General features: G+C 55.5%; 16 protein-coding genes. 5 read left to right on the top strand and 11 right to left on the bottom strand.

Annotated elements, in window-relative coordinates; all coding sequences use genetic code 11:
* Positions 1–29: 29 nt before the first annotated feature.
* From HH1059_RS07945 to HH1059_RS07935, 3 genes are all read left to right on the top strand, one after another.
* The gene (locus tag HH1059_RS07945; RefSeq protein ID WP_207148220.1) at positions 30–524 is read left to right on the top strand and encodes a PaaI family thioesterase; all 495 of its coding nucleotides are present in this window, start codon (positions 30–32) and stop codon (positions 522–524) included.
* Complete coding sequence (locus HH1059_RS07940) at positions 517–978, top strand: PaaI family thioesterase (RefSeq protein WP_096409677.1); 462 nt, start codon at positions 517–519, stop codon at positions 976–978. The genes HH1059_RS07945 and HH1059_RS07940 overlap by 8 nt, the downstream gene beginning before the upstream one ends.
* A gap of 210 nt (positions 979–1,188) precedes the next feature.
* Positions 1,189–3,288, top strand: a complete 2,100-nt coding sequence (locus tag HH1059_RS07935) for a S9 family peptidase (protein WP_096409676.1) — start codon at positions 1,189–1,191, stop codon at positions 3,286–3,288.
* A gap of 208 nt (positions 3,289–3,496) precedes the next feature.
* Here HH1059_RS07935 and ccmI read toward each other — a convergent pair whose 3' ends face one another.
* The 11 genes from ccmI to HH1059_RS07880 form a co-directional block, all read right to left on the bottom strand.
* Positions 3,497–4,318, bottom strand: a complete 822-nt coding sequence (gene ccmI, locus HH1059_RS07930) for a c-type cytochrome biogenesis protein CcmI (RefSeq protein ID WP_096409675.1) — start codon at positions 4,316–4,318, stop codon at positions 3,497–3,499.
* Between the two features lie 42 nt (positions 4,319–4,360).
* Positions 4,361–4,894 (bottom strand): cytochrome c-type biogenesis protein, encoded by a 534-nt coding sequence (locus HH1059_RS07925; protein WP_231901908.1) that lies wholly within the window; start codon positions 4,892–4,894, stop codon positions 4,361–4,363.
* Positions 4,891–5,424 carry a DsbE family thiol:disulfide interchange protein gene (locus HH1059_RS07920; protein ID WP_096409674.1) on the bottom strand — a complete coding sequence of 178 codons (534 nt, stop codon included), beginning with the start codon at positions 5,422–5,424 and terminating at the stop codon, positions 4,891–4,893. Before HH1059_RS07920 ends, HH1059_RS07925 begins: the two co-directional genes overlap by 4 nt.
* The gene (locus HH1059_RS07915) at positions 5,421–7,448 is read right to left on the bottom strand and encodes a heme lyase CcmF/NrfE family subunit (RefSeq protein ID WP_096409673.1); all 2,028 of its coding nucleotides are present in this window, start codon (positions 7,446–7,448) and stop codon (positions 5,421–5,423) included. The genes HH1059_RS07920 and HH1059_RS07915 overlap by 4 nt, the downstream gene beginning before the upstream one ends.
* A 5-nt stretch (positions 7,449–7,453) precedes the next feature.
* Positions 7,454–7,903: a cytochrome c maturation protein CcmE gene (gene ccmE / locus HH1059_RS07910; RefSeq protein WP_096409672.1), complete on the bottom strand. Its 450-nt coding sequence runs from the start codon at positions 7,901–7,903 to the stop codon at positions 7,454–7,456.
* A 33-nt stretch (positions 7,904–7,936) separates the two neighbouring features.
* Positions 7,937–8,095 carry a heme exporter protein CcmD gene (gene ccmD / locus HH1059_RS07905; protein WP_096409671.1) on the bottom strand — a complete coding sequence of 53 codons (159 nt, stop codon included), beginning with the start codon at positions 8,093–8,095 and terminating at the stop codon, positions 7,937–7,939.
* Positions 8,095–8,949 (bottom strand): heme ABC transporter permease, encoded by an 855-nt coding sequence (locus HH1059_RS07900; protein WP_096409670.1) that lies wholly within the window; start codon positions 8,947–8,949, stop codon positions 8,095–8,097. The genes ccmD and HH1059_RS07900 overlap by 1 nt, the downstream gene beginning before the upstream one ends.
* A 33-nt stretch (positions 8,950–8,982) precedes the next feature.
* The gene (gene ccmB, locus HH1059_RS07895) at positions 8,983–9,651 is read right to left on the bottom strand and encodes a heme exporter protein CcmB (RefSeq protein ID WP_096409669.1); all 669 of its coding nucleotides are present in this window, start codon (positions 9,649–9,651) and stop codon (positions 8,983–8,985) included.
* 9 nt (positions 9,652–9,660) lie between these two features.
* Entirely contained in the window at positions 9,661–10,374 is a 714-nt protein-coding gene (ccmA, locus tag HH1059_RS07890) for a cytochrome c biogenesis heme-transporting ATPase CcmA (RefSeq protein WP_096409668.1), read from the bottom strand.
* 87 nt (positions 10,375–10,461) lie between these two features.
* The gene (gene apbC / locus HH1059_RS07885) at positions 10,462–11,550 is read right to left on the bottom strand and encodes an iron-sulfur cluster carrier protein ApbC (RefSeq protein WP_096409667.1); all 1,089 of its coding nucleotides are present in this window, start codon (positions 11,548–11,550) and stop codon (positions 10,462–10,464) included.
* A 5-nt stretch (positions 11,551–11,555) separates the two neighbouring features.
* A complete protein-coding gene (locus HH1059_RS07880; RefSeq protein WP_096409666.1) occupies positions 11,556–12,332 on the bottom strand; it encodes a ParA family protein in 777 nt (258 codons plus the stop codon).
* Positions 12,333–12,395: 63 nt separating this feature from the next.
* Between HH1059_RS07880 and HH1059_RS07875 the strand changes: the two genes are divergently transcribed.
* Entirely contained in the window at positions 12,396–13,088 is a 693-nt protein-coding gene (locus tag HH1059_RS07875; protein WP_096409665.1) for a DUF3592 domain-containing protein, read from the top strand.
* A gap of 291 nt (positions 13,089–13,379) precedes the next feature.
* Positions 13,380–14,576: an HD domain-containing phosphohydrolase gene (locus tag HH1059_RS07870; RefSeq protein ID WP_207148219.1), complete on the top strand. Its 1,197-nt coding sequence runs from the start codon at positions 13,380–13,382 to the stop codon at positions 14,574–14,576.
* The last annotated feature ends 10 nt before the right edge of the window (positions 14,577–14,586 follow it).

Genomic DNA, 14,586 nt, shown 5'->3' with positions numbered 1-14,586 from the left:
CTACCCCATTAGCAAAAAGGGAACCAATTTTGAGAGAGCGAGGTAATCACCAACCCACACAGGATTGCGGTTATCCTACTGAAGACCCCCCGGTAGAGTTTGAGATAGCCCGTAGACTGTTTCAGGACTCACCCCACGGCTCACTGATAGGTCTAGAGCTAGTCGATTTGGGCAGCGATTTTGTGGTCTCAAAAGTGGCATACCGCCCCGAGTTAGTGGGCAATCCGCAAACAGGATACCTCCACGGTGGGGTTATAACTACCATTATAGATCAGAGCAGCGGGGCCTCGGTCATGCTCGCTACAGGCGGCCAAGAGGGAATAGTAACCCTTGATTTGCGGATTGATCATCTGCGCCCGGCAGCTCCGGGGCGTGACGTTTATGCCCGTGCTGAGTGTTACCGGGTTGGCCGTGAAGTTGCCTTTGCCCGTTGTTCGGCTTACCAAGAAGACCCGGCATATCCATTTGCGACTAGCATGAGTGCCTTCATGCGCCTGAGAGATGAGGTAGCACAGAATGGTTGAGTTGCTTGAACAGGTGCGTGCTGCCCGCGCTGAGGAAGATTACTCGGCGCTATCTCGAATGTTCCCTTACGCTAGTCTGATTGGTATTGAGGTAGAGCCAGATGAATGCTCGGGTGCGGATCCGGGGCAGCTGCTGATGAGCATGCCCTATCGGGATGATCTTATCGGCCGGCCTGGGAGCGGCTCTCTACACGGTGGTTTGCTGGGTGCCTTCCTCGAGCACGCCTCGATTGTGCAGATCCTATGGAACGGGGAGAGCCGGTATTTGCCTCGGATAGTCAACTTTCACATTGATTACTTACGTCGCGGGGCGCAGGAGAAGACCTTTGCTGGTGTAGAGATCCGCCGACAGGGGAGGCGAGTTGCTAATGTTCATGCGCTAGCGTGGCAAGGCAACAGGCAGCGACCGATCGCGGCTGCTCGCGGTCATTTTCTGCTCACTCCACCGGAATAATGTTTTTCCTAAGATGAACCTCGAACTACCCGGAGCCACCTATCGCCCCGGTGTGGAGCTCGCCTTCACTCCATCCCTGGAGGTTTCATGGTGCCATCCCTGGCGCCAAGATCTCCACACCGGGGCAGATGAGTGGCTCAGGGGGGGGGTTAGAGGTTCCCTAAGGGGCATCTCAAAACTCCCTAGTCTCACAGGAGGAACAAGAACAACATGAGTCAACACTTACCACCTTCCCGGCCGCCGCGAGCGGCACAGCAGCAGCACACTATTGAGCAGTTCGGCGAGCAGCGCAGTGACCCTTACGCTTGGCTACGAGATCCCGACTGGCGAGCCGCCATGCTCGATCCGAGCCGTCTGCAGGAGGATATTCGTAGCTACCTGGAGGCTGAAAATAGCTATACCGAAGCTGTTCTCCGCGGCCAAAAAGATCTCCGCGAAAGACTATTCAGCGAACTGCGAGGACGGATAAAAGAGGCAGACTCTTCGGTTCCTGAGCCCGATGGGTACTATGAATATTATACTCGCTACCGCGAGGGAGGGCAGCATCCATTAATTTGTCGGCGTAAAGCAGGCATGGGTGAGCAGTTTGAAGAGATTCTGCTTGATGGTGATGCTGAGGCTTCTGGATATGACTACTTCGATATTGGTGAGTGTGTACATAGTGATGATCACCGTTATCTTGCCTTTGCCATAGATACTACCGGAGCAGAATCATATACCATCCGTATCAAGGATCTCTTCAGCGGTGAACTACTGAGCGACAGCATCGAGCAGGCGCGCGGCGATATTGTCTGGTCGAGCCGATCAGATACTATACTGTATACCGTTCTCGATGACTCACATCGCCCGCGATGGGTCTATCGTCACCGGATTGGGGATAACTCCCGCCACGATACCCTAGTCTATGAAGAGCGCGACGCCGGTTTTTTTGTCAATTTAGGGCGTACCGAAAGTCGCCGTTTTCTGCTCATAGAGACTCATGATCATACGACCTCAGAGGTCCATGTAGCTCCTGCCGAGGTGCCGGAGGCAGGTTTTAGATGCCTTATTCCACGTCAAAAAGACGTGGAGTACAGCGTCACTGATTGCGGTGAGCACTGGCTGATTCTGACCAACCATAATGCTGAGGATTTTCGTATTGTCAGCGCGGAACTGGGAGGTGAGGCCGCGACTGAATGGGACGAGTTGGTTGCCCACCGCTCGGGGGTTTTGATTCATGACATGCTTTTGTTTAGTGATTATCTAGTGCGTCTAGAGAGCGAAGATGCCCTACCGCGGATTGTCATCAGGGGCCTAGAGGATGGGCTAGAGCATACGGTGGAATTCAGCGAGCAGGCCTATGCCTTGGCCCTAGATCCCGGGCTCGAATTCGATACCTCTATACTGCGCTTCAAATACTCGTCATTGACTACACCAACCCAAGTCTTTGATTACGATATGGACACCGGGGAACGGGAGCTGCGCAAGGAGCAGCAAATACCTAGTGGCCATGACCCGTCGGATTATGTTGCCAAGCGAGTTAACGCTTATTCTCCCGACGGTGAAATGGTGCCAGTTTCTCTACTATATCGAGCTGACTTAACGCCCGGACCTGATACTCCTGTGCTACTGAGCGGTTATGGAGCTTATGGCATCAGTCAGCCAGCCGGCTTTTCCCCGCACCGTTTCTCTCTTGTGGATCGTGGCTTTGTTTTTGCCATTGCCCATGTGCGTGGCGGCAAAGAGCGCGGCTTCAGATGGTACCGGGAAGGGAAACTGCTCGCCAAACAGAATACTTTTAGCGACTATGTTGCCTGCGCCGAGCACTTAATTGAATCCGGTTACACCAGTGCTGGCAAGCTTATCGTCCATGGTGGATCGGCTGGCGGGATGCTAGTAGGAGCGGTGCTAAATCAACGCCCGGAGTTGTTCGGTGCTGCTGTCGCTGATGTGCCTTTTGTCGATGTCCTTAATACCATGAGCGATCCAACGCTGCCCCTGACGCCGCCTGAATGGCCGGAGTGGGGCAACCCGATTGAGGATGAGCAGGCCTATCGGAATATATCTAGCTACTCGCCTTATGAGAATGTCTGTGCGCAGGAATACCCACCGTTACTGGTAACCGCTGGGGTCTCCGATCCGCGTGTAACTTACTGGGAGCCAGCCAAATGGGTGGCCCGGCTGCGTGCACTTAAGACTGATGATAATCCGTTGTTACTCTGGACGCATATGAGCTCTGGCCACTCTGGGCCTGGGGGACGGTTTGATTATCTGCACGAGGTGGCGCTGCGGTTTGCGTTTTTGTTGTGGGTCTTTGGTAGATGTGACTAGAGTGCCGCGGAGGGGGATGGGCACCTCTAGGGCTCCCTCTGAGCAATTTGCTGCCTAGGTGTGAAGGAAGCCGTGGATCCATTCCTGGAGGCTTCAGGGCGCCATCCCTGGCGCAACCCCCCTATACCGGAACAGTTAAATTGCCCAAGGGCTGTTTTGAGTTATCCGCAAAGTGGTTTTTGCTAATTTTTCTGTTGTTCTTAACCCTTTAATCCGGTAACCGTTGTAGCTCGTTCTCGATCTGTCGGGCCACCTGAGAGCCTTCGCGGGCGTTATCTAAGGCCTGCTGTAAATAACTACGCGCAGTCTCGAAATCGCCCTTGTTATATGCCGAATTAGCGGCCAGACGCAGCCCCATGACGTGGTTTGGATCCATGTCAAGGATTTCGTCGATCAGCTCATCGAGGCGCCCGCGGAAATCGCCATTCTGCAAAGTGGCAAGAAAATCGGCATTCTGCAAAGTGGCAAGAAAATCGGCATAGTAGGTCAGCAAGTCTGCATCTTTACGTGCGCCGATGCGCATGGCGATCTCATAAAGGCGTTCTGCCTCTGCGATCTTTTCCCGATCCTGAGCTGTAAAGCCTTGCCAAGCGACTCGCTGCGCGAGGTTTACCTGCTGTGAAGCACGTTCGCTGCTTGGTGTAGCCGCATCAGGATCGCCAACCATGCCATAGACTGAGAAGGCCATGGCGGGCAGGGCAATGCAGCTTACTAGCGCAGCTGTGACCACCGCTGTTCGATTGCCGCGGGCCATCTGCGTACCTTCCTCGTCGTCCGGATCGATGGCTCCGCTCTGTACTAGATCGCGTTCCAGGTCATACATCGCCTGATCGAACTGTTCACGGCTGAGGGTGCCGTTTTCCAGATCCTGCTCCAGCTCGCGCACCCGATCGTAGTGGATCTGTGTGTTTACCTCGCGGCGCGACTGTTGCTTAGCACGGCTCGCTGCATCGCGGATTAGCGGGAAGAGGATGAAACCTAGCGCTAACAGGCAGAATCCGAGCAAAATCAATACGAAGCTTGTGTACATATACCCTCCGGGAAGATGAGTATTCAGTACTCAATCCCATGTTCAATAGCCACGCCGAAAACGCTCTAAGGCACGGCGCTCCGATTCGGTAAGCTCGCCGCGTGCAGCTAGCTGCTTACGCCGCCTTACGACCTGCAGCCAGGTTATAACCCCGATAACCAGCAACAGGAAGGGGCTGACCCAGAGTAGGGCGGTGTTTAGTTGCATCGGTGGCCGGTAGCGCACATAGTCGCCGTAGCGGTGAGTCATAAATTCGATTATCTCTTCCTTGCTGTAGCCGTCTACAGTCATTTCATAGACGCGCCGACGCATATCAGCAGCGAGATCGGCCGGCGACTCGTATATTGTCTCAGTCTGACAAACGGTACAGCGCAGTTCGCGCACCAGGGTGTAGTATTGTTCTCGCTGCTCTTCTGTCTCGAATTCCAGGGGCTCACCAATGGATATCGCGTTTGCCGGAGCAGCCAGAGCCAAACCGAGCATCAGGGCAAATGCTACCCCTACCATCTGCAAAGCCATCCACCCTGGGTTGGCAACGCGCCAACGCCAGAAACTGGAAGAGGTTATGCGCATCATGACTGCCCTGCCTCCAACTCTTCGATTAATGGCAGAATTTCCTCTCTTACTATCTCATCATTAACGGGGCCGATGTGTTTGTACTCAATGGTGCCATCGGCGTCGAGTATATACGTCTCAGGGGTGGCGTAGACTCCCCAGTCCATCCCTGCTCGAGCCTCTGGGTCGAAGGCTATCTTCTCAAAAGGATCGCCGAACTGATCCAGGTAGCGCTGGGCATTGGCCCTTGTATCGCGATAGTTGATGGCGTGGATAGGCGTGCCGCGCTCAGACAGTCTGCGCCAGTGCTCATGCTCGGTACGACAGACATCGCACCAAGAGGCCCAGACATTGACGATGGCGACCTCACCGAGGAAATCTTCCTCGGTGATTATCTTATCGGGATCGCGCAGCGATTCAAGCTCAAACGCCGGAGCGGGCTTGCCCACCAGTGGCGAAGGTAAACCGCGATCTTCCATCTGCAAGCCAACGTACAACAGTCCGAGCACACTTAGAGCTATTACTGTCGGAATGACGATGCGCTTGGTCATGAATTGCCCACCTCCGAGCGAGCCGGTTTTTTGACTGTGTTATCTGAACTGTCAATGTTTTTCTCAGAGACAGAGCGACGATCTCCTTGCATGCGATACCGTCGGTCACCTGCAGCGAGGAACCCGCCAAACGCCATCAGCAGGCAGCCTGCCCACATCCAAGTCATATAAGGCTTGTAGTATAGGCGCATGGTCCACGCCTCGCCACCAAGATGGTCGCCAAGGGCGACATAGACGTCGCGTATCAAGCCGCGGTCCAGGGAAGCCTGGTGCATTGGTTGCTGTGGGCTTTTGTCGTAGTACCTGAGCTGTGGATAGAGAGTATTAATTACCCGGCCATTACGGCGTACCTCAATCTCTGCTTGCTGGGCGGTAAAGTTGGCGCCGCGCACCTCTGAGGTACCGGTCATAGTGAACTCATAATCGCGTACCATCTCGCTCTGCCCTGGTTCCAGGCGGACGTCGCGCTCTACCTCATAGGTGTTGACCATCGCTATGGCCATGACGATCAGGGCGAGTCCAGCATGCGCGGCGTGCATACCAAAGAAATTGGGTCGCAAGGCACCGCGGATTGCCGGTCCCCAGCCCATGTCGAGGCGCCTGTTTACCCGCTTGTAAAAGTCCATGCCGGCGGTGGTAAGAATCCATACCACAATCATCAGACCGATCGCGGTGAGCGGATTCCAGGCCCCCATGGTCAACGGCCACAGACCGCCGATTACCACGCAGACGAGAAATATCCAACGCAGTTGCCGATATGTTTCATAGGGAGAAGAGTGCTTCCATGAAACTAAGGGGCCAATCCCGATCAGGAACAGCAGCGGTAGCATGAGCGGCATGAATACGGCATCGAAATAGGGCGGACCTACCGAAATCTTGCCCAGTCCCAGCGCATCGACGGCTACCGGGTAAAGTGTGCCGACCAGAACCGCAGCACATGCAACCGTTAACAGTACGTTATTGGCCAGCAAGAGCGATTCGCGGGAGTACCAGCTGAAGGCGCCGCCTAACCCAACCTTAGGTGCTCGCCAGGCGTAGAGAGCCAAGGAACCGAGTAGGGTAACGGCAAGAAGGCCGAGGATGAAGACGCCGCGATCAGGGTCTGTGGCGAAGGCGTGGACCGAGGTAATCACGCCGGAGCGCACCAGGAAGCCGCCGAAGATGGTCAGGGCAAAACTGACGATGGCGAGCATTACCGTCCAGACCTTAAAGCCGCCACGCTTCTCGGTTACTGCTAGAGAGTGGATCAGCGCGGTAGCGGTCAACCAGGGTAGCAGCGAGGCGTTTTCGACTGGATCCCAGAACCACCAGCCGCCCCAACCGAGTTCATAGTAGGCCCACCATGAGCCCAGGCCGATACCTAAGGTAAGAAATCCCCATGCGGCGGTCGTCCAGGGCCGCGACCAGCGTGCCCAGGCAGCGTCGAGCCGGCCGCCGATCAGTGCCGCCATGGCGAAGGCGAAGGCTACTGCCAAGCCGGTGTAGCCGATAAAGAGCAGCGGTGGGTGGATGATCATGCCTGGATCCTGGAGCAGAGGATTCAGGTCAGTCCCCTCGGGTGGAATCGGGAAGAGGGTGTCGAACGGATTGGAGGTAAAGACGGTAAAGCCGATGAAGCCGACCCCCACCATACCCATTACTGCTAGGACCCGGGCCAGCATCTCCCGCGGTAGGGCGCGACTAAAGGTAGCTACAGCAACGCCCCAGATGCCGAGGGTGAGCACCCAGAAGAGCATCGATCCCTCGTGACCGCCCCAGACTGCCGTGATCTTATAGACAAGCGGCAAATCCTGGGCCGAGTTACTGTAGACGTAGGCGAGGGAGAAGTCATCGCTGATGAACGCCCAGGTCAAGGCTAAGTAGGCGATCAGGAGAAAGGCGAACTGACCAACAGCAAGTGAGCGGCCTGATCGCATCAGCCGCTCATCTGCTAGGTAGGTGCCCACTAAAGGTAAGACAGATTGTATTACTGCCAAGCAAAAAGCTAATACAAGTGCAAAGTTGCCTATTTGTCCTAGAAGCATAATCCCTAGTAATCCACGAATTCGCTTGGGTCACCGCCGGCACGCTTGATAGCTTCCTCTGCCTCGGCGGGCATGTAGTTCTCGTCGTGACGGGCCATCACGTTATCTGCGTCGAATGTGCCCTCATCGGTTATGCGGCCTTCGACAACAACGCCCTGGCCCTCACGAAACAGGTCCGGCAATATGCCGTAGTAGGTTACCTTGACACTGCTCTTGGTGTCGGTTACCCCAAACTCCACCCGGGTAGACTCGCTATCCCTTTGCACAGTTCCCTCTTCTACTATGCCGCCGATACGAAAGCGGCGCTCGGGCATCTCCGATTTAGCCATCACCTCCGAGGGGGTGATAAAGAAGGTCATGTTATCGCGAAAGGCATTTAGCACCAGCGCAGTAGAGATACTGACCCCGGCAACTATGCCTAGAACCAGAAATAGTCTTTTGTGGCGAGGTTTCATACTGGCCTCCTCCTTAGAAGAAGACGCACTGGCTTAGCGTGAGCGTCGTCCCAGGCGTGAAAAAATACGGTTGCGGCGGCGACGCAGCAACAGCCACTCAGCAATTATTACTGCCGCAACCATGCCGAAAGAGCCCCAAACGTAGGGGGCATGTCCGCCCATGGCGAGAAAATCCCCAACTCCGTCCCACATCAGCTTCTGCCCTCCTGCTGCGCAGTTGTAGTGCTATCGTCCGCTTGCTGTTCGCCAATGTCGCCGATATCCGCAGCCGCTGCGGCGCGTTCCCGTTGCTCGCGAGTCAGTCTGCCAGCTGCAGCAGCCTGTGCCCATTCTGCCCCCGGCTCCCGTTCCAGGGCTTCGGCCTGGGCGCGGCGCAGAACGATGGCCGCACAGTAGATCCAGAATGCTGCAGTCATTACCAGTAAGGCAGCTAGCATCTCCGGTGCCATACTCGGCCCGTCGGCGCGCATTACTGAGGCGCCTTGGTGGAGGGTGTACCACCAGTTGACCGAGAAGTAGATGATGGGCACGTTTACCGCTCCAATGATAGCCAGCAGCGAAGCGGAACGCCCGCCCTTATCGCGATCGTCGGATGCTGCATGCAGAGCAATATAGCCTAGAAAGAGGAAGAACAGAATAAGGGTCGAAGTTAACCGGGCATCCCAGACCCAAAATGTTCCCCAGGTAGGAGCCCCCCAGAGGGCACCGGTCCACAGGGCGAGGAACGTCATCAAGGCGCCCGTCGGGGCGATTGCTCGGGCCATGACATCAGCCATGCGGATACGCCAGATGATGAATATGGCGCCGTAAACAGCCATTAGCAGGTAAAGGAACATACCCATCCAGGCGGTGGGCACGTGGATGAACATAATCCTATAGCTGTTGCCTTGCTGGTAGTCCACTGGGGCAACGAAGAAGCCTATGTAGAGGCCTATCACTACCGTGATGCCTGCCAAACCCCATAGCCACGGGGTGAGGCGATCGGCTAGGGCGTAGAAGTTCGGCGGTGCTGCATATTTGAGCCAGGGGATGGAACGCGAACTCATGGCTTTATACTCCTGTAATCCTGATCTTGTCTTTCAGTCCAATGCTATGCGCAGTGCCCCGGCTATTGCCAGGGGGGCTAGCGGTAGGGCCAAGGCCAGTCCGGCGCCGAGCAATGAGAGGTGGGCGTGGAAGATACTGTCATACATTGCTTCGGTGACTGCTCCGGCGCCGAGGACTAGAACCGGCACGTAGAGCGGCAGGATGAGAAGTGCCATCAGCGCCCCTCCAGCCCTGACCCCTAACGTCAGCGCCGCGCCAATGGCGCCGATGAGGCTCAGCACAGGGGTGCCGATAAGAAGCGATAGCGCTAATACAGCCAATTCCAGTCCCTGCATGCCCAATGAGTAGCCTAGCGCAGGGGAGAGTGCCACTAAAGGTAGACTCAGTGAACACCAATGGGCTGCGACCTTGGCCAGGGCAACCAGGGCGAGAGGCTGTGGTGATAGGGCGAGCTGCTCTAGAGTGCCGTCGCGCCAGTCATCAGCAAATAGCCTATCAAGGGATATCAGGCTTGCCAGGGCCGCTGCCACCCAAACCGCCCCCGGAGCGATAGTGCGCAGTTTTTCCGGTTCCGGGCCGATAGTGAGCGGGAACAAGGTGATGACTATTATGAAAAACGCAACAACTGTCAGTACATCTTGGCGCCGCATCACTATTAAGGATACGTCGCGTTGCATTAGGGTCCAGAGTGACCTTCCCATAGTCGATTCTTAGTCCAGGTCGAGGGTGAGCGGCTCAGGTAAGCCGTCGATGGATTGATGACTTGTAGTTATGACCATGCCACCCCGGTTTAGGTGATCAGCAATGCGCTCGAAAAGCCAGGCAACTGCGCGCTTATCCAGAGCGGTTAGGGGCTCATCTAGTATCCATAACCAGCAAGGTGATATTAGTAATCGCGCTAGGGCGCTGCGCCGCCTTTGGCCCTGGGAAAGATAGCGTACCGGGATATCCTCCCGACCGCCCAACCCCGCCTGCTCTAGGGCGTCGAGCTGGGTATCGAGATCGGCGTGCTCGCCACGGATGCCTAAATGTATGGCAAGGTTCTCCAGCGGGCTTAGCTCGTCCTTGACCGCATCACGGTGCCCCAGGTAGAGGATGTCACGGCGCAGGTTCTCATCAAGATGGCGGATGTTCTGGCCATGCCAATAAACCGCTCCGGCTGCCGGTTCGGTGAGACCGCATAAGGCGCGCAGCAGCGTGGTCTTGCCGCTACCGTTGCGGCCACGCACGAACAAAAGATCCCCGGTTGTGATGTCGATATCGACATTCCTGAACAGGTTTTGGTCGCCGCGGCGACAGGCTAAGGCCTCAGCTTGCAAGCGACGGTTAGCGCTAGCGGGATCGGCAGTGACATTATCCGACTGAGAAAGAGAAGAGGGGGCTGCAGGGATTGCTGCGAGCACTGTGCCGAGCGGGGGGCTCATAGGTTATTTGCTTCTCCATCCTGTTGCAGTGGGATGCCAAACTGCGTGTGATTGTCGCATGTACTCACCAGCTTGCCTAGCCTGTAGCTATTTGCCTGGCTGAATGTCCGGGAAGGCGCTGCCGCTGCTAAGTTTGCGCAGCGACAGTTGAGCAGCTACTTGGCGAGCTGTGCGCCGGTAGTCCTCGGCAATTCGGCTCTCAGGCGTGGCAATTACCGTCGGTTTACCGCTGTCGGTTTGCTCGCGGATAGTTATATCCAGCGGCAGCGATCCGAGCAGTTGAACACCGTATTGAGCGGCCATCTGTTGCCCCCCGCCGCTACCAAAGATCGGCTCCTCATGGCCGCAGTTAGAGCATATATGTAGGCCCATATTTTCGATTATGCCCAGCACCTCGACGCCGACCTTCTCAAACATCTTTAGCCCTTTGCGGGCATCAAGTAAGGCTATATCTTGCGGAGTAGTTACTATCACGGCGCCACTAACCGGTACTCTCTGGGCCAGAGTGAGCTGAATGTCGCCCGTGCCCGGAGGCATGTCCACTATCAAGTAGTCGAGACCCTGCCATGCGGTTTCGCTTACCAATTGCTCCAGGGCCCGTGTGACCATGGGGCCGCGCCATATCATCGGCGTATCTTCATCTATCAGCGCCCCGGCAGACATGACCTGAAGGCCGTGACCATCCAGCGGCAGCATGTGCTTTTCGTCCTTGGCCTCGGGTGCAGTGCGGATACCGAGCATGCGGGTTTGGCTAGGGCCGTAGATGTCGGCATCGAGAACTCCGACGCGAGCGCCTTCGAGCTGCAAGGCAAGGGCAATATTAGCGGCCACAGTCGACTTGCCGACGCCTCCTTTGCCGGAGGCTACTGCGATTATGTTCTTGATCTCGTTAAGGGGCTTTACACCAGCTTGGACGGCGTGAGAATTAATCTTAGAGTCGATGGTAATATTGATATGATCGTGATCTGTTAAGCTCGTCAAATGCTCAGCCAACTCAGATCTAAGGTAGTCGCGATAGGCTTGATGGGTGGGAAAGCCGAGTTCAATCACAATATCGATCAGCTCGTCACTGATCTCGAGTTGCTTTATACAGCCAGCGCTCGGTAGGTCGCAAAGCAGATGTGGCTCGGTAAAATTACTAAGGCACTCAAGTATGCTTTCGCGCTCAAGACTCATCGATACTATCCCCCTAGGGCAGCGAAAAGTGCCCGGTACTCTTCGGTAAGCTTATGACGTGGGGCATGGTGGATAAGGGGCTTGGCGTTTTGATGTGATTCGCGCACCTTGACTGAAGCGGAGAGATAGGCGTCGAGTATCGGTAGCCCCTCATCGATTAGTTCTTGGACGACGTTGCGCGGTAGCTTGGCTGCTGATTGATAGTGATTTACTACTACTCCTTCAATCTGCAGTGACTCATTGTGATCCTCCTGGATCTCATGAATGTGCTCGAGTAGTTCATATAGGGCCCGGCGCGAAAAGTCGTCACAATCAAAGGGTATCAGGCAGCGATTGGCAGCGATTAGTGCCGAACGGCTGAAAAAGTTTAGTGCCGGCGGTGTGTCGATGTATATCGCATCGAATTGATCCTGCAAGGTCTCCAGGGCATCACGCAGTTTGTAAATCTTGTAGCGCGATTCAAGTTTGGTCTGTAGGCTTTCAAGCTCGCGGTTGGCTGGCAAGACAGAGAGATTGGCGAAATCAGTCTCGCCAACATAGAGACTCAACTCAGGGGGTTTGCGCGGCCCTATGCGAAACCCTAAAGTCGAGGCGAAGAATTCGGCCATGGTGTGATCGCAGTCATCTGCAGCCTCGCCAAGCAGGTAGCGAGTAGCGTTGCCCTGTGGGTCGAGGTCGACAACAAGGGTTCGTAAGCCTTGATTGGCGCTTATTGCGGCTAAGTTGCATGTTATGGTCGATTTGCCGACACCGCCTTTTTGATTGAATATTACCCGCCTCATTTAGTGCTCCCACAGGTCTGTTGAGACTCGATGTTGAGCATTCTACCGGCAGCGGAGGGTCCGATGAAACGGATCAGACATTTTCTTACTGCACTGCGTGTCCACTGGGCGGATGATGCTGCCGGCCGTGGTGCTGCTAAGGTGTTGGTTGGCGTGCTGTTGATTGTCGCTGGTGTGTTTAGTGCCTTAGGTGAGGTCTCGGGGCTAGCGGTAGGGGCTCTGGTGGGCGGCCTACTGCTTTACATAGGCAGTCAGTTAGAGCCGCCTGATTATGAAGATGAGCTCATAGTAAAGGGTGAAGTAGCAGATTTTGTCGAGTTGCAGCGCGCGCGCAGCGGGCCGCGCTTTCGCCCCATATACGCTTACGAAGTTAACGGCAAGCGCTATACTCAGCCGGCCTCAATCCGGACTATCCGGCCTCCGGCGAAGGGCAGTCCGGTGCGAATTGCTTGTTCGGCTAGCAATCCTCAAGAAGCCCACCGCGACGATGGTCTGGAGGGATATCTGCATCTGGCGGCCTACGGCGTCGGGGCACTGACCATAGTGATATCTTTGGTCGGGCTGCTTATGAGCCTAGCCTTGATACTCGCCGGGGCCTTGCTTATCCGCGCCGGGCAGGCTGATCGTAGTGAGATAGAGAGCAGCCTGGGCCTGTTTGCCGATGCCAAGCGCCTGTTCTATAGCGTGAGCGAGAGGGTAGTGCAGGTTCGCCAGCGCGCCATCAAGCAAGCGGATCCGCCTCGCAGCGAAGATTGAACATAGTGCAAGTTCCCTTTGGATTCAATACGGGTAAAATAGAGCCGTTGGGCGCCTCGAAAAACTTCCCCGGGGTGCCTTTAAAAACTTCCCCGGTGCCATCTTCTGCCCCGTTTTGGAGAGCTTGGCGCCAGGGATGGCGCCGTGAAGCCTCCAGGGATGGATTCACGGCGTCCTCCACACCGGGGCAGAAGATGGCGCCGGGGAAGTTTAGAGGTTTCCCCCGCGGAGCCAATCTGCGCCGGGGGAGTTTTTGGGGTTCCTTGTTGGCTTGGAGTTGACTGGTTTTACATGAAAAAGCGTAACTCTCAGGAACTGTCTGTGTATGCCCTTCGGGGTGCCGATGTCGATAGGGATGGGCAAACCTTGCTCTCTGCCCTCCCTCTGCAGACGCAGAATTCTGATATGAATCTCAAGGAGCGGCTGAGCAGGTTGCTGGAGCATATCAATTCACAACTCGGTGAAGACGGCTTGCATCGTATTGCAGTTGCCATCTACGAGCCCGAGGGTGGGCGGCTGAAGACATACGCCGCGGCTGGCCAGGGGCAGCAGCCTTTAGGGCTATATGAGATTGAGATTGCTAAGGTCCCCAGCTTGAGCGAGGTTGCTCGTACCGGTAAGCCTCGGGTGATAGACGAATATCAGCAGCATCCTAGCACCCAGGAACACACTCGCAAGATACGCCAAGCGGGGTTTCGTTCAGCGCTGATCATGCCACTGAACTTTGAACATCAGTTTTATGGTTTCGTGTTCTTTAATTCCTTCGCCCCCGGTTATTTTAATCGGCCACTGATGGAGCAATTCGCTCCATATGCCGATATCTGCCGCCTGCTTGCGGTTACCTCCATACGTAAGACGCGAGTTCTAAGGGGGGCGGCGCAAACGGCGATAATGTTCGGCCGGGCCCGGGACGATGAGACGGGTGATCATTTACAGCGGATGGCATCTTATTCTCGCCTCATAGCGCGCAATCTTGCTGATAAATACGAGCTTTCAGATGAGTACGTTGAAATGCTCTATCAGTTTGCCCCGGTTCATGATGTCGGGAAGGTAGCAGTGCCGGATTCGATACTGCTTAAGCCCGGTCGCCTGGACCCGGATGAATTTGCTCAGATGCGCGAGCATGTGACCCGAGGGGTGGCAATGATTATATCTATTGCAGAGCAGCTTGATCTTGAGGGAGATAGGCGGGCTGATATGATGCGCAGCATAGTCGCCTACCATCATGAGAGGATGGACGGCTCCGGTTATCCGGCCGGTATGGTCGGCGATCAGATACCTTTGGAGGGCCGTATCGTAGCAGTGGCTGATGTCTTTGATGCGTTAACCTCGAAGAGAGTTTATAAGCCCATGTGGAGTTTTCAAGAAGCAGCAGATCTACTCAGGAGCGAAGCGAATGCCGGCAAGTTATGTCCAGATTGCGTCGATGCGTTTCTAGTTGCTGAACAGCAGATAAACGCTATCCGTGAAACCTATGGGAACCTCTAAAGATTTTTCC

This window comes from Halorhodospira halochloris, assembly GCF_002356555.2.
Taxonomy (GTDB): Bacteria; Pseudomonadota; Gammaproteobacteria; order Nitrococcales; family Halorhodospiraceae; genus Halorhodospira; species Halorhodospira halochloris.
Note: the sequence above shows the minus strand (reverse complement) of the source record. Positions and strands in the feature narration are given on the sequence as shown.